Origin of the sequence: Alistipes sp. D31t1_170403_E11 (assembly GCF_015553985.1) — a bacterium.
GTDB classification, from domain to species: Bacteria; Bacteroidota; Bacteroidia; order Bacteroidales; family Rikenellaceae; genus Alistipes; species Alistipes montrealensis.
The window spans coordinates 298,085-315,767 of the sequence record NZ_JADNHQ010000003.1 but is presented as its reverse complement, the minus strand read 5'-3'; the positions used below and the strand labels follow the sequence as shown (position 1 = coordinate 315,767).

The 17,683-nt window shown below is 59.7% G+C and carries 15 protein-coding genes; 5 read left to right on the top strand and 10 right to left on the bottom strand.

Going from position 1 to position 17,683, the window contains the following annotated elements:
- Positions 1-30: 30 nt before the first annotated feature.
- The 3 genes from I2E69_RS07755 to I2E69_RS07745 are packed head-to-tail and all read right to left on the bottom strand — an operon-like array spanning position 31 to position 5,661.
- Positions 31-1,413: an efflux transporter outer membrane subunit gene (locus tag I2E69_RS07755; protein ID WP_195460520.1), complete on the bottom strand. Its 1,383-nt coding sequence runs from the start codon at positions 1,411-1,413 to the stop codon at positions 31-33.
- Positions 1,410-4,547: an efflux RND transporter permease subunit gene (locus I2E69_RS07750; protein ID WP_195460518.1), complete on the bottom strand. Its 3,138-nt coding sequence runs from the start codon at positions 4,545-4,547 to the stop codon at positions 1,410-1,412. The genes I2E69_RS07755 and I2E69_RS07750 overlap by 4 nt, the downstream gene beginning before the upstream one ends.
- A gap of 4 nt (positions 4,548-4,551) precedes the next feature.
- Positions 4,552-5,661: an efflux RND transporter periplasmic adaptor subunit gene (locus I2E69_RS07745; protein ID WP_195460516.1), complete on the bottom strand. Its 1,110-nt coding sequence runs from the start codon at positions 5,659-5,661 to the stop codon at positions 4,552-4,554.
- A 164-nt stretch (positions 5,662-5,825) separates the two neighbouring features.
- On the opposite strand from I2E69_RS07745, the gene I2E69_RS07740 reads away from it, so the two are divergent.
- On the top strand, positions 5,826-5,999 hold the full coding sequence (locus I2E69_RS07740; protein ID WP_195460514.1) for a histone H1: 174 nt from the start codon (positions 5,826-5,828) through the stop codon (positions 5,997-5,999).
- 67 nt (positions 6,000-6,066) lie between these two features.
- Here I2E69_RS07740 and I2E69_RS07735 read toward each other — a convergent pair whose 3' ends face one another.
- The 4 genes from I2E69_RS07735 to I2E69_RS07720 form a co-directional block, all read right to left on the bottom strand.
- Positions 6,067-7,779 carry a lipid A phosphoethanolamine transferase gene (locus tag I2E69_RS07735; RefSeq protein WP_195460513.1) on the bottom strand — a complete coding sequence of 571 codons (1,713 nt, stop codon included), beginning with the start codon at positions 7,777-7,779 and terminating at the stop codon, positions 6,067-6,069.
- Between the two features lie 15 nt (positions 7,780-7,794).
- Complete coding sequence (locus tag I2E69_RS07730) at positions 7,795-8,991, bottom strand: BamA/TamA family outer membrane protein (RefSeq protein WP_195460512.1); 1,197 nt, start codon at positions 8,989-8,991, stop codon at positions 7,795-7,797.
- Positions 8,992-9,176: 185 nt separating this feature from the next.
- Complete coding sequence (locus I2E69_RS07725) at positions 9,177-9,695, bottom strand: hypothetical protein (RefSeq protein ID WP_195460511.1); 519 nt, start codon at positions 9,693-9,695, stop codon at positions 9,177-9,179.
- Positions 9,696-9,783: 88 nt separating this feature from the next.
- Positions 9,784-10,212 (bottom strand): DoxX family protein, encoded by a 429-nt coding sequence (locus I2E69_RS07720; protein ID WP_195460510.1) that lies wholly within the window; start codon positions 10,210-10,212, stop codon positions 9,784-9,786.
- Between the two features lie 50 nt (positions 10,213-10,262).
- Between I2E69_RS07720 and I2E69_RS07715 the strand changes: the two genes are divergently transcribed.
- Entirely contained in the window at positions 10,263-10,742 is a 480-nt protein-coding gene (locus tag I2E69_RS07715; protein WP_195460509.1) for a low molecular weight protein-tyrosine-phosphatase, read from the top strand.
- A 5-nt stretch (positions 10,743-10,747) separates the two neighbouring features.
- Here I2E69_RS07715 and I2E69_RS07710 read toward each other — a convergent pair whose 3' ends face one another.
- Complete coding sequence (locus I2E69_RS07710) at positions 10,748-11,623, bottom strand: PorV/PorQ family protein (protein ID WP_195460508.1); 876 nt, start codon at positions 11,621-11,623, stop codon at positions 10,748-10,750.
- A gap of 310 nt (positions 11,624-11,933) precedes the next feature.
- Positions 11,934-12,680 (bottom strand): 3-oxoacyl-[acyl-carrier-protein] reductase, encoded by a 747-nt coding sequence (fabG, locus tag I2E69_RS07705; RefSeq protein WP_195460507.1) that lies wholly within the window; start codon positions 12,678-12,680, stop codon positions 11,934-11,936.
- A 145-nt stretch (positions 12,681-12,825) separates the two neighbouring features.
- Here fabG and glyA point away from each other — a divergent pair, with 145 nt between their 5' ends.
- From glyA to I2E69_RS07690, 3 genes are read left to right on the top strand one after another with little or no spacing between them, the layout of a single operon-like run.
- Positions 12,826-14,106: a serine hydroxymethyltransferase gene (glyA, locus tag I2E69_RS07700; protein WP_195460506.1), complete on the top strand. Its 1,281-nt coding sequence runs from the start codon at positions 12,826-12,828 to the stop codon at positions 14,104-14,106.
- Between the two features lies 1 nt (position 14,107).
- Entirely contained in the window at positions 14,108-14,788 is a 681-nt protein-coding gene (locus I2E69_RS07695) for a DUF2461 domain-containing protein (RefSeq protein WP_195460505.1), read from the top strand.
- Between the two features lies 1 nt (position 14,789).
- Positions 14,790-15,755, top strand: a complete 966-nt coding sequence (locus I2E69_RS07690; RefSeq protein WP_195460503.1) for an alpha/beta hydrolase family protein — start codon at positions 14,790-14,792, stop codon at positions 15,753-15,755.
- Between the two features lie 75 nt (positions 15,756-15,830).
- On the opposite strand, the gene glmS is transcribed toward I2E69_RS07690, so the two are convergent.
- The gene (gene glmS / locus I2E69_RS07685) at positions 15,831-17,675 is read right to left on the bottom strand and encodes a glutamine--fructose-6-phosphate transaminase (isomerizing) (RefSeq protein ID WP_195460501.1); all 1,845 of its coding nucleotides are present in this window, start codon (positions 17,673-17,675) and stop codon (positions 15,831-15,833) included.
- Between the last annotated feature and the right edge of the window lie 8 nt (positions 17,676-17,683).

Genomic DNA, 17,683 nt, shown 5'->3' with positions numbered 1-17,683 from the left:
TTATGTCTGAATAACACGATTTTTCATTTTTCATTCTTCATTCTTAATTGCGGCAGTCCACCCGCCGCCCAGCGCTTTGCAGAGCGTAACGTAGTTGATATACTGCTGCGCCACGAGGTTGACAAGTGCCATCTGCGACTGGTAGAGGCTGCGTTCGGCGTCGATCACGTCGAGGTAGTCGGACAATCCGCTGCGGTAGAGCGCGCGGGTCATCGTGGCGATGCGGTCGTTCGAGAGCACCAGTTCGCCCGTGCGTTCGGTTTGGTCGCGGTAGGTCGTGATGGCCACCAATGCCTTCTCCACATCGGCAAAAGCCGTCAGCACGGTCTGCTCGTAGTTCTTGGCCGACTGCGTGTAGGCCGCCATCGCGGCCCGCTCGGCATTGCGCAGTTTTCCGAATCCGAATATCGGCTCGGCGATGGAGCCCAGGGCATCCCATGCCCAGGGATTCGCCGCAGTTAAACCTTTGATTGAATTGGATGCAACTCCGCCTTTGGCAGTCAGCGAGATAGACGGAAAACGAGCGCTGCGGGCCTGCCCGGCCTGCGCCGCAGCGTGGAGCATGTCGAAATGCGCCTGGCGGATGTCGGGACGGCGTTTGAGCAATTCCGAAGGCAGTCCCACGGGAATCTCCGCAGGGCGGTAGTCGGTCAGCAGGTGCAGTCCAGCACCGGAGAGTTGTGCCCGGGAAGGCGTCTCGCCCAGCAGAATCCCCATCGACAGCCACGTCTGCTCCACGGCCCGCGCATACTGCGGGATGTCCGCTTCGGCGGTGTAGACCAGACTCCGGGCCTGCTCCAGCGCCACGCCGTCGGACATGCCGTAGCGGAACATCGAGTCGATCAGCGCGGCCGATTCGCGTCGCAGGCGAAGGGTCTGGCGGGCGATCAAGAGGTCGCGCTCGTACTCCAGCAGGGTGAAATAGGTCGTGGCGACCTCGGCAGCCAGCGAGAGCCGCACTCCTGCCAACGCCCATTCTGCGGAGGCTATCTCCGCCTTGGCGGCACGCTTGGCGTTGCGCAGCGCCCCGAACAACGACAACTCCCACGAGAGCGTCGGCTCGACGGCATACGACTGCACGATCTTGGTCTGGGGCGTGTATTCGCCCTCGGCGGTGGCTCCGATGCCGACCTGCGGCAGGTATTGCGCCCGGGTGACCCTGAGGTTGGCCCGCGCCTCTTCGACCCGGGCGGCGGCCGCCGCCGCATCGCGGTTGTTCGCCAGGGCCCGTCCGACCAGCGCGTTGAGCGTCGTGTCGCCGAAAAGCTCCCACCAGCGTTCGTCTACGCCCGTCGTGTCGGACGAGAATCCGTCGCCGTAGATGTAGTTTTCGGGCGTCGCGACCTGCGGCGGGTAGAATTTCGGCGTACAGGCCGCCAGCAGCAGGGCGGCGATTATGATTTTCGTTTTCATTGTACTTCCTCCTGTTTTTTGCATTCGCGGCGTTTCTCGAAACCTCCGATTTTTCCCACGAAGTAATAGAGCGCAGGGTAGACGAAGATACCCAGCAGCGTGGCGAACAGCATGCCGCCCACGAGCGCTACGCCCATGATGTTGCGGGCCGTAGCATAGACGCCGCTGGCGAAGACGAGGGGCATGACGCCCAGAATGAAGGCGAAGGCGGTCATGATGATCGGCCGCACGCGGAGTTTCGCGGCCCCGATCGCCGCATCCATCAGCGACGCACCCTGCTCGCGGAACAGCCTGTCGGCGTATTCCACCACGAGGATGGCGTTTTTGGCCGCCAGTCCGATCAGCATCACGAGTGAAATCTGCATGTAGATGTCGTTGACGTAGAGTGCATTCATCAGGTGCGAGCCGCCGATGAACAGCACTGCGCCCAGCACCGCTACGGGAACGCTCATCAGGATCGCCAGCGGAAGTCCCCACGATTCGTAGAGGGCCGCCAGTGCGAGGAACACGAATACGAGAGCCAGCACGTAGACCAGTCCCCCGGTCTTCGAGGCGTTAGCCTCCTGGTATGAGGTTCCGCTCCATGCCGTGCCGATGTCGTCGGGCAGCACGTCGGAGGCCGTCGCGGTGATTTCCTGCATGACGGTCGTCGTCGAGGCCCGCGCCGCCGGGGTGACGGTGAGCGAGATCGACCGGTAGAGGTTGAACTGCGAAACGTACTCCACGCCCACGGTGTCGACAACGTCGATGAACGATGCTACGGGGATGCTCTCTCCCGATGCCGAGGCGACGTAGTAACTGTCGAGTGACCGATGGTCGAGCCGATAATCGGGCGCAGCCTGGATGTAGGTCTGGTAGAGTTTGCCGAAACGCGTGAAATTGTTGATATACGCCCCGCCCAGCAGGGTCGTCAGTTCGCCGTAAAGCGTTCCGAGGTCCACGCCGGCGGCCAGCGCTTGCTGTTTGTCGATGCGCAGCCGCCGCTGGGGAACCCCGGCGTTGAACTGCGTGGTGACCGAAGCGATCGAGGGGCTTCGGCGCAGCGAGTCCATCAGCTTTTCGGCGTTTTCGAGCAGGTAGGCCGTGCCGCGTCCTTCGAGGTCCTGCACCTCCACCGATACGCCCGAGGTGATGCCCAGGCCCGGGATCGAAGGCGGGATGAAGGCGTAGCATTCGGCTCCCGGAACCGCGACGTAGAGTTCCCCGGTGAGCCGCTGGGCGATCTGCATGGCCGAGAGCTTGCGGTCGGAGTAGTCGACGAGCTTGGCGAAGATGATGCCGCTCGATGTCGAGGCGATGCCGGCCATCATGTTGAATCCCGCGGCGAACGAAGTCGATGCCACTTCGGGCAGCGTGCGGATCACGGCGTCGGCCTCGGCCATGGCCTGCCGGGTTATCTGTAGCGACGAGGCTTCGGGCGTCGAGACCATCACCATTACATAGCCCTGGTCCTCTTCGGGCAGGAATCCGGCGGGCAGCTTGCGCCACACGACGAAGATCACCCCGAGGACCACGGCCACGAAAATGCCCGTGCGGGCGACGTGGCGCATCAGCGTCGGGGTAAACGTACTGTAATGCTCCATCTGCCGGGCGAACCAGCGGTTGAAGGCGGCGAAGAAACCTTTTTGCGACGGTTCCCGGTGGCGCAGCAACAGGGCGCAGAGCGCCGGGGAGAGCGTCAGGGCGTTGAACGCCGAGATCACCACCGACACGGCGATCGTGACGGAGAATTGCTGGAACAGCCGTCCCGTGATGCCGCCCGTAAACGACACGGGGACGAAGACGGCCAGCAGTACGACGGTTGTAGCGACGATCGGCGAGGCGACGTTGCGCATGGCTTCCAGTGCTGCCGCACGGGGCTTCATACCCCGTTCGATATTGACCTGCGCGGCCTCGACCACGACGATGGCGTCGTCGACCACAAGGCCGATGGCCAGCACGAGGCCCAGCAGCGAGATGATGTTGATCGAGAATCCCAGCAGCGGAAACAGCGCGAACGCACCGACGAGCGACACGGGAATCGCCACGAGCGGAATGACCGTGGCCCGCCAGTCCTGCAGGAAGAGGTAGATGATGAAGATGACCAGTATCAGCGCGATGATCAGCGTGCGGAAGATGTCCTTCACGCCGGCGTCGATACTTGTGGTCGTGTCGACGATCGTGGCGGCTTCGACGCCGTCGGGGAAACGCTCCGAGAGGCGTTCCATCGCGGCTTTGACTTTGCCGCCGACAGCCACGGCGTTGCTGCCCGGCTGCTGGTAGATGACGATCATGGCCGTCGGGTCGCTTTCGAACGAAGAGCTGACCCCGTAGGTCTGGCTGCCCAGGGAGACCTCGGCGATGTCCCGCAGGCGAATCTGTTCGCCCGAGGAGGTGGTCCTGACGACGATGTCGGCAAACTCGCCGGCTGTGGAGATTTGCGGCGGCATGGTCACCGTATAGGTGTAGGCCACGCCGTCGGGAGCCGGTTCTGCGCCGAATTGCCCGGCAGGGTAGATGCCTCCCTGTTTCTCGATGGCGGCGATCACCTCGTCGACCGCAATGCCGTAGTATTTCAGCACGTCGGGTTTGAGCCAGATGCGCATGGCGTATTCGCCGGCCCCCATGATCGAGACCTTGCCCACGCCGTCGATCTTCAGCAGTTCGTTCTGGAGGTTGATGTAGGCGTAATTCGAGAGGAACTCCCCGTCGTAGCGTCCGTCGCTGTGCAGCGAGTAGACCATCAGGAATCCCGTCATGGTTTTGCGCGTGGTGACGCCTTGCTTGGTGACCGTAGCGGGCAGTTCGGCCGTGGCCGAGGCGACGTTGTTCTGGGTGAAGATGGCGTCGAGGTCGGGGTCCGACCCGATGTCGAAGGTGACTTGCAGCACCATCGCACCGTTGTTCGAACTGGTGGCCTGCATGTAGAGCATGTCGCTGACGCCCATCACGGCCTGCGCCACGGGGGTCGCGACGGCGTTGTTCACGGTCTCGGCGTCGGCGCCGTCGTAGGTGGCCGACACCTCCACGACCGGAGGCGTGATGTCGGGATACTGCTCGATCGGCAGGCTCATGATCGAGATCAGTCCGACCAGCACGATGACGATGGCCAGCGAGATGGCGAAGATCGGGCGCGATACGAAAAATTTCTCCATGGCGCTACCTCTTTTCGGGAATTACCTTCGCGCCGTTGCGCAGTTTCTGCTGTCCGGCGACCACGACCTGTTCGCCGCTGTCCAGTCCTTCGTCGATGCACCACAGCGCGCCGTAGGTTTCACCCGGCGTGACGCGGCGGTACTGCGCCGTGCTGTCGGCCGCCACGACCCACACCGACGAGATGTCCTGCGCCTGGCTTACGGCCTGCTGGGGAACGACGATCCTCGGCCGCACGGGTCCGACGTTGGCCTCGACGCGGGCGAACTGGCCCGGTTTCAGCGCTTCGTCGGGGTTGGGGAACATCACCACCAGTACGAGCGTCCCGGTAGCGGACGAAACGTCCTTGCGCGTGTAGTCGTAGAGTCCCTCGTGGGGATACTGCGAGCCGTCGGCCAGCACGAGACGGATGTCCGAGAGCAGCCCGTCGTTGTCGTAAATCGAAGTCCGGTCGCCTGCATAGCGCAGGTACTGCGACATGGGGATCGCCACGTCGACCGTCAGCGTGTCGATGTTCGATACGGTCGTCAGGACGCTGAACTGCGTGCCCGGACCCACATAGTCGCCCACATGCGCCGCTGTGTGTTCGATGATGCCGTCGATCGGCGAACGCAGTTCGGTGTAACTCACATTGAGCCGGGCGCTCAGCAGCGACTGCTCTGCGGAACGCACCGACGCCTCGGCGGCTTTCCATTGCGCCGTATACTGGTCCAACTGCGACTGGCTGATGGCGTTGATGCGGGCCAGCGGTACGGCGCGGTCGTAGTTGTTGCGGGCTTCGAGGGCCTGCGCCCGGGCCGATTCGAGCTCGGCCTCGGCCGCCAGCATCGAAGTCGACAACTGGTTGGGGTCGATGGTGAAGAGCAGCTGCCCGCGCCGGACAGGCATGCCGTTGCCGTATTGTTTCGACGAGAGGTAGCCGGTTACGCGCGGCTGGATCACGGCGTCGAAGTTGCTCGCGAGGTAACCGATGAAGCTCATGCGGTTGGGAACGCTGTCGACCGCCGACACGGCTACTCCGACCCGCAGGGGCGGCATCACCTGCTTCGGCGTGTGCTTTCCGCAGCCCGTGAGGAGCGCGGCAAATAGGCATGTTGTAAGGAAAAATCTGTCCATAAGGGTATGTTTTACCCCGGTGGAAAGGCAAAAAACGTACCGTCACCCCTCTAAAATAGGTATTTTCTTGTAAAAAAGGCTGTTTTTTCAGGCTCCCGATGGTGTGGATTAGAATAATTTTATATCTTTGCGTTGATAACAAACCCAATTTAATAAATAAAACTATGAAAGAATTAGTAGCAAAAATCAACGCAGAGTTTGAGGTATTTGCAGCCAACGCAGCTGCTCAGGTAGAGAAAAACAACAAGGCTGCAGGCACTCGCGCCCGCAAGTCGGCTCTGGAAATTTCGAAGATGATGAAGGAGTTCCGCAAGGTTTCCGTAGACGCTGCGAAATAATTCGGACCCCGAATTTAAACAATTAGGGCTGCCCCGTCAGGAGCAGCCCTAATTATTTCAGTATCGTCTAAAGTTCGATGCCGTAGCGCCGGAATACCTCCATATCTTCGGGCTTGAGGCCCGTCTTGGGGAAGGGGACGGCTTCGTTGTGGTCGTTCAGGTAACGGCGCGGAGCCGCACGGTCGAAATCGGGACTTACGAGCGACACCTTCGTCGTGAGGAACCGTCCGCGGATCGAAGCCATGTCGGCCATCGTGTGGAACAGCGCATGCGTCGTCGCAGGAGCCGTCTCGTTGGCTTCGGCGGCGGCGACCTTTTCGGGGAAATGCTGCCGGTAGTCCTCCGAGAACCACGCCAGCGACGCCACATATAGCTGGTAGGCCGTCGTTGTGGGCGATGCGTGCAGGAATCGCTCACGGGCGTCGTCGATCAGGTCTTCGCCGTGGTCGGCACAGTAGAGCAGCGCCGACGAGGTTCCCTGCTGCGAACGCAGGAAACCGATGGTCTGCGCAAGGAAATAATCCGTGTAACGGATCGAATTGTCGTAGGCGTTGACGAGCATCGGGCGGTGCTGCAAGGCGATCGCCACGTCGTCGTCGGGTTGGAAATGGGCGAATTCACGCGGGTAACGCTGGTGATAGCTGAAGTGCGAACCGTAGCAGTGGAGTATGAAAAGTATTTTCCGGGAATCGCTCTTGTCCAGCACCCGGCGCATTTCGTCGAGCAACTGCATGTCGTGACGCGGCGAACGGATGTAGATCACGTGCTTGGCATCGTGGGCCAGGTGGTCGATCATCGCCCCCTGCGGCGACTGGTTGGAGATGAACCAGGTGTCGAATCCCGCTTCGTTGAAAAGTGCCGGAAGACCCTTGCGGCGGTATAGTTCTTCGTGTTCGTCGGTAGACACGGACGAAAGGATCAGCGGCACGCTCTTGTGGGTGGTGTTGCTCTGGGTGAGCATATTGCGGAAAACCACCAGGTCACCGACCTGCGAGAGCAGGGGATTGGTCTCGCGTTCGTAGCCGTAAAGCTGCCAGTTCATCGCACGCGCCGCCTCGCCTATGATATATACGTAGACTTCGCGTCCCGGGGCCTGGGCTGTGCGCTCGGCCTCGTAGGTGAATCCCTCGGAGGTCTTCTGGAAATTGTACGATTTACGGAACTCGGAGCCGCTCAGCCCGAGGTTGTACATGATATTGAGCGGGAAAATCTCGTCGCGCAGCACATGCCGGTCTTCGCTGACGCGGTAGGCAGGCCACAGGGTCAGCAGGCCCAGCGCGAAGAGCGCCGCACCGGTCAGGCCGATGTTCATGCGCGCCGTGCGCGTGATGTAGCGTTTGTGCCCGATTTCACGCGCCGCAAGCCACAGCAGCGGCAGGTAGAGTACGCAGACGAGGATCACCGAGGGGTAGATGTTGCCCAGCAGTTCGCCCGCCTCGCCCGGATTGGTCGTCAGCAGGTTGGTGAACATGTCCGTCGCAATGATCGAGTTGCCGAAGAGGTACAGCAGCACGATCTGGAAGGCGCAGAAGAAGATGAACGGGAATGCCAGCCAGATCATCACGCCCGAACGCCGCAGCGCCACGCTCCACATCATGTAGAATCCCAAAGGCATGAGGATCAGCGCCTCGACGGTCCATATGGAGTAAGGCTCCGTATTTGCCAGCACGCAATTGGGAATAATCAGCGCTACGAAGAAGTAGACAGTCAGTAAAGTGGTAAAGCGGCTGCGGGTTTTCACGACCCGCTGTCGGTTCTTCTTGGTCGGTTCGGCACTCATAAGTCAAGTACGTTCTTAAAAAGCCTCGTTGATGTTCAGCAGGAATCCGCTCGTTTTCTTGCCGAATCCGTAATCGAGGCGTACATTCACCCGTTTTTTCAGTTCCCACCGGAAGCCTACGCCGTAGTTCGGAAGCGTCTGCGACCAGTCGAAGCGCGACAGCGAGGGAAAAACGTTACCCGCGCCGCCCCACACCGCACATCCGATCCGCCGCCAGATGCGCTGGCGCAGTTCGACCTGAACGGTTATCATATCGTTGTCCGTATAGCGGCCCTGGTAGTAGCCGCGCATCCGCTGGCTGCCGCCCATGCGGGCGAGCATCGGCCACGGAGTACCGTCGGAGTTGAATACGCCATACAAATCGGCGGCAAGAACGCCGTCTTTCCAAACCCGCTGGTAGGCGTCGGCCGTGAAGGTCGTGCGCCAGAGCGTCTTGTCGCAGTTGCCCAGTCCTTTCGGGAAAAGCGTCTCCTGGAAACTCACGTAAATCCCCCGGAACGGATTGGGGATGAAGTCGCGCGAATCGTACTCCAGGATCGCGCCGACGCCCGTGGCGGTGTATTTCAGTTTCTCCCCGCGGAGGTATTCCGGCTGGGTGAATTTCAGCCCCCGGGTGTGCTCGAAACTTACCAGTCCCCCGATATAGGCATGCGGCAGAAACTCGTGCAGGTAACGTCCCTCGACCAGGTAGTGTTTCTCGGAATAGGTACTTTCGGGATTATAGCGCCCGGCATCGTAACCGATGCCCCACAGGCTGCGGGGAGCCGAGGAGAACATCACCGTGTAGTCTATGCGCCGCTTGTTCCGCGAAAAGATCGTGTTTCCCGTGACGCCCAGCGCATAGAATCCCGATACCGAGACGCTGCCGAAGATCGAGATGTCCGACGGGGACGTAATCGAATCCGTACGGTCGAGGCGGTAAAGCCCTGCGGCCAGCAGGCCGATGCCGAAACTCGTGTTTTTCGAATAGCTGGGACCGCCGGCGAAGGTGAAGTCGATCTTTTTCTCAAAGGTCTTGTCGGTGGTCGACTCTCCGAAATAATCGACGACGCGCCGCAGAAAGGGCTTCTTTTTCGGAGCTTCCTGCGGCAGCGGGGTATAGGCGTAATGGAGTGTATCGCCGTCGGACGTGGGAATGCCGGAGCCCTGGGCGCGCACCGTAAAGTGCAGGCCAGTGATTATGATAAGCAGGACGGCGAGGCGGCGAAACATTCGGGATCGGTTTATGATCCGGTATTTCGTATCCGTCGGTTACAGGTCGGCAGTGTGAGTAAAGCCCCTCTCCGGGAGGGGTTTAGGGTGGAAGCAAACTCGCAGACACGGCACAATACCGTGAGCCGGAGACCGCCGGATTTCTCACACGGGACCGGATAACGCCGGATACGATCCGGAATATATTATTTATACTTGTCGATGGTTGCGTAAAAGGCTTGCTTGTCGGCCTCGGAGAGAACTCCCTTGCGCAGGAACACCAGTTCGCCTTCCTTCGATACGATCATCAGCACGAATTGGTTGTTGCAGTCGCCCAGCGCCCATGCCGTGCTCAGGATGCGGTCCTGGTCGGCCAGCACCGTCGCGCCGTTCTTGGCCGTGCGCTTCTTGGCCATGTTGCGGGCCATGCCGTTGGGAACCATCGGGGCGTCCTTGAGGTTCATCACCCCGAAGCCGTAAATGTTATCGCTCTCGGCGCGGTGGTTTTGCTCCAGTTCGATCGTGAAATCCTCGTTCTGTTTGTGACGGTCGGGATCCACATAGAATATCATCAGGTTCTTTTCGCCGAAATAGGGCAGCTTGGCCGGATTCCCGTCCAGGTCGAGCACTTCGACATTCTGTACTTTGCGGGGCAGCTCCTGTGCCGTGGCAACCGATGCGGTCAGCGCGAAAGCGGCCAGCATCACGATTACTTTCATCTTCATTACGTTCTGTTTTTGTTGGTTTCTAATGAAAACAAATCGCGGCAAAGGTACGATATTTCTTCGAAGATCAAGACGAAGGGGATGGTTATTATTGTTCGATTCGTTGTTTTTTTCCGTCGGGAGGGGTAAGCGCCGCGTCGAAGGCGTAGAGCCCGCCGCCCGAAACGATCAGGAATACATAGACCCCGAGCCATGTGAATTCCAATTCCCCGGCGCCGAATCCGCCCCAGGCGAATGCCAGGAGGATGCCCAGCGACATCAGGAAGGCCGACATCCGTACCCAGAGCCCCATAATGATAAGTACCGAAAGAAGTACTTCGACCACCGTGACGACGACGAATACGGCGGCGGAATTGATGTAAAGCAACGATGGATATGAATTGATTATCTCGTTGTAATTCTGTATTTTGCCGATGTTGTGAAATAACATCATGCCACCCGTGAACAGCCGCAGGTAGAGCACCGCCCAGTCCATGCACCTGTATTGTTCGATCCAGTCTGAAATTCTTTTTCTCATGCCCCCGTATCCTGCAATTTGCGTTCCGGAATTTTTCCTATCTTTGCCCTATGGATATGAAAACAAGGATTTTATTCGTCTGTTTGGGCAATATTTGCCGCTCTCCGGCCGCCGACGGCATCATGCACCGTATCGTGGAAGAAAAAGGAGTGGCCGGCAACTTCGAAATCGACTCTGCGGGAACCTACGGGGGACACCGGGGCGAACTGCCCGATTCACGCATGCGCAGTGCAGCCTCACGCCGCGGTTATGCGCTGACACACCGTTCCCGGCAGGTCCGCGAGGAGGACTTCGAACGCTTCGATATGATCGTGGCGATGGATGATATGAATTACGAGTCGCTCAACCGGCTGGCGCCGTCGCGCGAGGCCGCCCGGAAGATATTCCGCATGGCGGAGTTCTGCCGCCGTCATCCCGACCGCACGTACGTTCCCGACCCCTATTACGAGGGGCACGAAGGGTTCGAGCTGGTGCTCGACATGCTGGAGGACGGCTGCGAAGGGATTCTGGAAAGTCTTTGCCGAAAATAACCGGATCAGAAATCGAGTCCGAAACTGATGCTGTACGTATTGCGCAGCAGTGTGTGTTTTTTGGCGAAGAGGTAGGCGAAATCGAGCCGCAGGTGAAGGATGCGCAGACCCGCGCCGACGGTCCAGTAGCTCGGGTAATAGTCGCGCCGTTCGCCGTAATGGTAGCCCGTACGCAGTTGCACGAGTTGCATCAGGTTGTACTCGGCGCCCAGCGACATTTGAAACCCGCGGACCTCGGCGGGCGAAAAATAGTAGCCCAGGTCGGTTCCGACCGTGATTTCGTGGGCGTCGGAAAGGAACGTATCCAGGGCGGCGCCTACAGTGAAATCCATCGGCAGGGTATATCCCGTGCTGCGCAGATAGCCGCCCAGATTCCCCAGTTTGGCTCCCGCCCGCAGCGTCGAATAGCTGCCGACATTCTCCAGCGGCAGTTGGTAAGCGGCGCTCAGGTCCACGGCCAATGCGTCGGCCGTAGCGTCCGAACGTTTCAGGTGCATGTAGCGGCCTACGAGTCCGACGGCCCATTTGTCGCCGATGCGGCGCGAATAACCCAGATCGACGGCCATGTCGTTGTTTCCGTGTCCGCGCAGGTACTGCCGCCAGCCGGCCTGCACGAGGTTGATGTTGTCGAAGCGGCAAAATCCCGATACGGCATAGTAGTCGAAGTTCTGCTGCCCGTAGTAGGACGAGGATATCTGCGACGGCGTGTTCGAGAAAATGGCCGTCGAGGAGTTGTTGTAAATGGCGTGCGAGCCGGAAAGGGTGGTCATCATCACGCCGCCCATGCCCAGCGACTTGGCGTCGGGGCTGGGGAGCGTCGCCTCCTGGGCGTATGTGTGGAGCGCGGCCAGTGCGACCAGCAGGGTTACGAATCGTTTCATAGTTGCAAAGATAGTAAAAAGCCTGACGGGTGCAAATGCGAATCGGCGTCGTTATAGCCTCAAAGATAGCAAAAAAGATGCAAGTTGCACGGGGCAACGGGCGGTTCCGGATTATCTGCGGCGGGATTTACCTTCGCTTCGTTCCGCTCCTCCGCCCGTGACTGCTGGCGGCTCAATAACAGTAAAAGAATCGCAAAAACTCCCTGACTGCAAATAAAAACGTCCGTCCAAGTAAACTTGGCGGACGCTCTTATTTTCGGCCGATGCCTGACGGCATCTTCTCTGCGATTCTTTTGCCGTCTATTGTTTTTTAGCAGTTCATCGCGCCGCAGCAGTGGATAACCTGTCCGCTGACATACGACGAAAGGTCCGAAGCGAGGAACAACGCCACCTTGGCAACGTCTTCCGGCGTACCTCCGCGGCGAAGCGGAATCTGCTTGTACCAGCCTTCCTTCACCTCGTCGGGCAGTTTGTCGGTCATCTCGGTCATGATGAAGCCCGGAGCGATGGCGTTGGCGCGGATACCGCGGGGGCCCATCTCCTTGGCGATCGACTTCGCGAGGCCGATCATACCGGCTTTCGACGCCGAATAGTTGCACTGGCCGGCGTTGCCGCTGACTCCCACCACCGACGACATGTTGATGATCGAGCCGCTCTTCTGCTTGGCCATGACGGGCGTCACGGCATGGATGAAGTTGAACGCCGACTTGAGGTTCACCGTCAGCACGGCGTCCCACTGGGCCTCCGACATGCGCATCATCAGGCCGTCCTTCGTGATTCCGGCATTGTTTACGAGGATATCGATGCGACCGAAATCCTTCACGATCTCTTCGATGACCTTGTGCGTCTCTTCGAAGTTGGCGGCGTTCGAAGCGTAGCCCTTGGCCTTCACGCCCAGCGCTGCGATCTCGGCTTCGGTAGCCTTGCCGTTCTCGTCGATCACGAGGTCGGTGAACGCTACGTTGGCGCCTTCTTTGGCAAATTCGAGTGCAATGGCCTTGCCGATGCCGCGTGCGGCGCCGGTTACAACGGCCACTTTTCCGTCCAGTAATTTCATAATGGTTCTATTTTTAAGGTACTATCTACCAATTTTGCAGCACAAAGATAGCAAAAAATATCTTAAACCTTTGCGCAGTACTCTAATTTCGGCATTTTTGCTTATCTTTACCAGCCATAAAAGCATTTCATAAACCCTTACTATAATGAAAAGAGATTCCCAGATTTTCGATTTGATTGCCGCCGAGCGCAGCCGTCAGATGCATGGCATCGAGCTGATCGCTTCGGAGAACTTCGTCAGCGAGCAGGTGATGGAGGCCATGGGCTCGGTACTGACCAATAAATACGCCGAGGGTTATCCCGGGGCACGTTACTACGGCGGCTGCGAAGTCGTGGACAAAGTCGAGACGCTGGCTATCGAGCGCATCTGCCGTCTCTACGGCGCGGAATACGCCAACGTGCAGCCCCACTCGGGCGCGCAGGCCAACATGGCCGTTTTCTTCGCCTGCATGCAGCCGGGCGACACTTTCATGGGCCTCGACCTGTCGCACGGAGGACACCTTTCACACGGTTCGCCGGTCAACATGTCGGGTAAATATTTCGAGGCCGTAGGCTACCAGCTCGACGAGGCGACCGGTACGATCGACTACGACGCCATGGAGCGCAAAGCCCTGGAGTGCAAGCCCAAACTGATCGTCGGCGGCGCTTCGGCCTATTCGCGCGAATGGGACTACAAACGTATGCGCGAGATCGCCGACAAGGTAGGCGCTCTGCTGCTCGTGGACATGGCCCACACGGCGGGCCTGATTGCCGCCGGACTGCTGGAGAATCCCGTTAAATACGCCCATATCGTCACCTCGACGACCCACAAGACCCTGCGCGGACCGCGCGGCGGCATTATCCTGATGGGTAAGGACTTCGAAAATCCCTGGGGACAGACCACGCCGAAGGGCGCCGTGAAGATGATGTCGCAGATTCTCAATTCGGCCGTTTTCCCGGGTATTCAGGGCGGTCCGCTGGAGCATGTCATCGCTGCCAAGGCCGTCGCTTTCGGCGAAGCGCTGGAACCCGCCTACAAGGAGTACCAGGCGCAGGTGCAGAAGAACGCCGCCGCCATGGCCGCAGCCTTCGTCAAGCGCGGTTACAAGATCGTTTCGGGCGGTACGGACAACCACCTGATGCTCGTCGACCTGCGCACGAAATTCCCCGAACTGACGGGTAAGCTGGCCGAGAAGTGCCTCGTGGCAGCCGACATCACCACCAACAAGAACATGGTTCCTTTCGACAGCCGTTCGCCGTTCCAGACCTCGGGACTTCGCTTCGGTACTCCGGCCATCACGACCCGCGGCCTGAAGGAGGACAAGATGGACTACATCGTCGGGCTGATCGACCGTGTGCTGCACGATCCGGAGAACGAAGCCAATATCGCCGCCGTGCGCAAGGACGTGAACGCCCTGATGGCCGACTATCCGCTTTTCGCGTGGTAATATGAAAGAGGTCATCGATTTCTTCCGCCGGCTGCACGACAACAACACCCGGGAGTGGTTCGACGCCAATCGCGCCGAATGGACCCGGGTGAAAGGGCGGTTCGCCGATTTCACCGGGCAACTGATCGAGGGCATCGCGTCGTTCGATCCCACGGTGCGCGGCCTGCGTCCGCAGGACTGCACCTACCGCATTGCCCGCGACACGCGCTTCTCGAACGACAAGACGCCCTATAAGAACTACATCGGGGCCTACATCGCTCCGAAGGGCAAGAAATCGGGTTATGCGGGCTACTATTTCCACATCGAACCCTGTGCCGACTCACTGGTGTGGTGCAACCTGCTTTCGGCGGGAGCCGTCTGCATCGAACCGACGGTTCTGCGTTCGATCCGGGAGGAGGTTCTCGACAACGGTGCGGAAATCGAGGCGGCGGTCAAAAAGGCCAAAGGCTTCCGGTTGTGCGACAACAACAAGCTCAAACGGGTTCCGACCGGGTTTCCGGCCGACAGCGAATATGCCGAGATGCTGAAGCTGAAGGATTTTTACATCGAACAGCCGATCACCGAGGAGTTCCTGCTGGCTCCCGGCCTGCTCGACCGGACCGTCGAGGAGTTCCGCCGCACGCAGCCGTTCATCGCCATTCTGAACCGTGCGATCCAGTACGCCTACGAAGAGATGAAGTAGCATGAGACGCCTGTTTCTGATCGTTGCACTGTTCCTGGCGGCTACGGCCGGGGCGCAGAATGACGGCGCCGCGCCGTGGAAAATCGAAAAGACCACCTTCGCATATGCCGTGCACGACGCCGATACGCTGCGGCTGGACCGTTATGCTGCCCTCACGCCCGACAGCCGGTTGAAACCCTGCCTGGTGTTCCTTTTCGGCGGCGGGTTCATGACCGGAACACGGGACAACCGGCGTTTCCAGCCCTTCTTCGACTATTATGCCCGCCGGGGATTTGTCGTCGTCTCGATCGACTACCGGTTGGGGATGAAGCGGGCGAAAGCGGCCGGGCTGCTCGATGAAGCCCATTTTACGCAGGCGTTGGAATCGACGCTTTCGATGGCGACCGAGGATTTGTACGACGCTACGGCCTACATCTGCGGACACATGCCGGATGTCGATCCCGCCCGGATCGTGACGTGCGGGTCGAGCGCCGGAGCTATCACGGTGCTGATGGGTGAATACGGCATCTGCAACGCGCATCCCATGGCGGCGGAGAAATTCAAGCAGGACTTTAACTATGCAGGGGTAATCGCTTTTGCCGGAGCTATTTGCGACATGCAAGGCGAGTTGCGCTGGACTACTCGCAATCCCGCGCCGATGATGCTTTTTCACGGCGATGCCGACCGCAACGTTCCCTACGGTGTGGTCGGAGTCGACGGAGTGTATTTGTTCGGTTCGAAACACATTGCCGACGACCTCACGCGCCGCAAGGTTCCGCACTGGTTCTACTCGGTCGCCAATACGAACCATTCGATGGCGTGGCGTCCGATGACCGAGAACCGCAGCGAGATCGATTCGTTCCTCGAAAAACTGGTCTTCAAACGCCAGCCGCTCGTAATCGACACCTACGTCACGCCGCTCGATGTGCCGGAAGTGCCCAAGGACTTCGATATTTCCGACTACATCGACGCCAATTACGGTCACTGACCTGCTTGCCGCGACTGAAAAATCCGCAGCTTTCCGAAGAAGGCTGCGGATTTCTGTTTGTCGTCCGAACGGCGGTTACTCCACCGTCACCGACTTGGCCAGATTGCGCGGCTGGTCGACGTTGCGGCCTTTGTAAACCGCGATGTAGTAGGCCAGCAACTGCAACGGAACCGACACCACGACGGGCATCAGGCATTCGGTGATCACCGGGACTTCGATCACGAAATCGGCCGAGCGGCGCACATGCTCGTCGTTGCGGGCGATGACGGCGATGATCTTCCCGCCGCGGGCCCGAATCTCCTCGATGTTCGAGGCCGTTTTTTCGTAGGTGTGGTCCGGCGTGGCGATGGCTACGGTGGGCATCTCGGCGTCGATCAGCGCAATGGGGCCGTGCTTCATTTCGGCGGCCGGGTAGCCCTCGGCATGGATATACGAAATCTCCTTGAGTTTGAGCGCCCCTTCGAGCGCCGTAGGGTAGTTGTAGCCCCGTCCGAGGTAGATGAAATTATGGGCATAGGTGAAAATCTTCGCCAGGTCGGCGACCTGCGGGGCAACCTTCAGCACCTCCTCCATGGTCCCGGGCAGGTGCAGCAGGGCGGCCGACACCTCGTTGTAGTATTCGTCCGTAACGGTTCCCCGTTCGCGGCCCACGGCCAGCGCCAGCATGGCCATCACGGTCACCTGCCCGGTGAATGCCTTCGTCGAGGCGACGCCGATCTCCGGACCGACGTGGATGTAGGCCCCCGAATCCGTAGCACGGGCGATCGACGACCCTACGACGTTGCAGATGCCGAAGACGAACGCCCCGGCTTTGCGGGCCAGTTCGACGGCAGCCAGCGTGTCGGCCGTCTCGCCCGACTGCGACACGGCGATTACGATGTCGTCCCCGCGGATGATCGGGTTGCGGTAACGGAACTCCGAGGCGTATTCCACCTCGACGGGAATGCGGCAGATCGATTCGATCAGGTGCTCGCCGATCAGCGAGGCGTGCCACGACGTGCCGCACGCCACGAAGACGATGCGGCGGGCGTTCACGAACTTGTCGCGGTGGTCGATCACCCCCGACAGTTTCACCTCGCAGGTGTCGGGGTTGATCCGCCCGCGGATGCAGTCGACGATGGTCCGGGGCTGCTCGTAAATCTCCTTGAGCATGAAATGGGGATAACCGCCCTTTTCGAGCTGCGAAATCGAAAGCTGGAGTTTCCGGATGTCGATCTTCGCGTCGTGGTTGTCCAGCGTAACGATCTTCAGCGGGGCGTTGCGGTTGATCACGGCGATTTCGCCGTCGCCTACATAGACGAAATCCTGTGTGTATTCGATGATCGACGCGGCGTCGGACGAGAGGAAAAACTCGCCTTCGCCGATACCGACGACCATCGGACTGCTCTGCCGCGCGGCGATGATCTCGTCGTGGTTGCCCTTCTCGACGACGGCAATGGCATAGGCTCCGACCACCTGCTTGAGGGCCTGCCGTACGGCTTCGAGCAGCGTGCAGCCGTTTGTCGAGCGGACATATTCGATCAGGTTCACCAGCACTTCGGAGTCGGTGCTGCTGCGGAACGTATATCCGTTCTCCTCGAGCGCATCCTTCAGGACGCGATAGTTCTCGATGATGCCGTTGTGGATCAGGGCGATATTCTCCGATTCGGAATAGTGGGGATGGGCGTTGGCGTCGTTCGGGACTCCGTGCGTAGCCCAACGGGTGTGAGCGATGCCGATACTGCCGCCGAGGTCCTTCCCGTCGAGGAAGTGCTCCAGGTCGGCGACCTTGCCTTTGCATTTAAAGACGTTCAACGTACCTTCCGGGTTGACCAGCGCTACGCCGGCGCTGTCATATCCCCGGTATTCGAGGCGGTGCAGCCCCTTTATCAGAATCGGACAGGCGTTGCGCCGTCCGACATATCCAACGATTCCACACATGTGTTTTC

Bases quoted from the DNA above. Each gene is read 5' to 3' on its own strand.
- I2E69_RS07695 (WP_195460505.1), top strand. From the start codon at position 14,108: ATGAAAGAGGTCATCGATTTCTTCCGCCGGCTGCACGACAACAACACC.
- I2E69_RS07720 (WP_195460510.1), bottom strand. From the start codon at position 10,212: ATGAGAAAAAGAATTTCAGACTGGATCGAACAATACAGGTGCATGGAC.
- I2E69_RS07735 (WP_195460513.1), bottom strand. From the start codon at position 7,779: ATGAGTGCCGAACCGACCAAGAAGAACCGACAGCGGGTCGTGAAAACC.
- I2E69_RS07690 (WP_195460503.1), top strand. From the start codon at position 14,790: ATGAGACGCCTGTTTCTGATCGTTGCACTGTTCCTGGCGGCTACGGCC.
- glyA (WP_195460506.1), top strand. From the start codon at position 12,826: ATGAAAAGAGATTCCCAGATTTTCGATTTGATTGCCGCCGAGCGCAGC.
- I2E69_RS07750 (WP_195460518.1), bottom strand. From the start codon at position 4,547: ATGGAGAAATTTTTCGTATCGCGCCCGATCTTCGCCATCTCGCTGGCC.
- glmS (WP_195460501.1), bottom strand. From the start codon at position 17,675: ATGTGTGGAATCGTTGGATATGTCGGACGGCGCAACGCCTGTCCGATT.
- I2E69_RS07725 (WP_195460511.1), bottom strand. From the start codon at position 9,695: ATGAAGATGAAAGTAATCGTGATGCTGGCCGCTTTCGCGCTGACCGCA.
- I2E69_RS07745 (WP_195460516.1), bottom strand. From the start codon at position 5,661: ATGGACAGATTTTTCCTTACAACATGCCTATTTGCCGCGCTCCTCACG.
- I2E69_RS07730 (WP_195460512.1), bottom strand. From the start codon at position 8,991: ATGTTTCGCCGCCTCGCCGTCCTGCTTATCATAATCACTGGCCTGCAC.
- I2E69_RS07755 (WP_195460520.1), bottom strand. From the start codon at position 1,413: ATGAAAACGAAAATCATAATCGCCGCCCTGCTGCTGGCGGCCTGTACG.
- fabG (WP_195460507.1), bottom strand. From the start codon at position 12,680: ATGAAATTACTGGACGGAAAAGTGGCCGTTGTAACCGGCGCCGCACGC.
- I2E69_RS07715 (WP_195460509.1), top strand. From the start codon at position 10,263: ATGGATATGAAAACAAGGATTTTATTCGTCTGTTTGGGCAATATTTGC.
- I2E69_RS07740 (WP_195460514.1), top strand. From the start codon at position 5,826: ATGAAAGAATTAGTAGCAAAAATCAACGCAGAGTTTGAGGTATTTGCA.
- I2E69_RS07710 (WP_195460508.1), bottom strand. From the start codon at position 11,623: ATGAAACGATTCGTAACCCTGCTGGTCGCACTGGCCGCGCTCCACACA.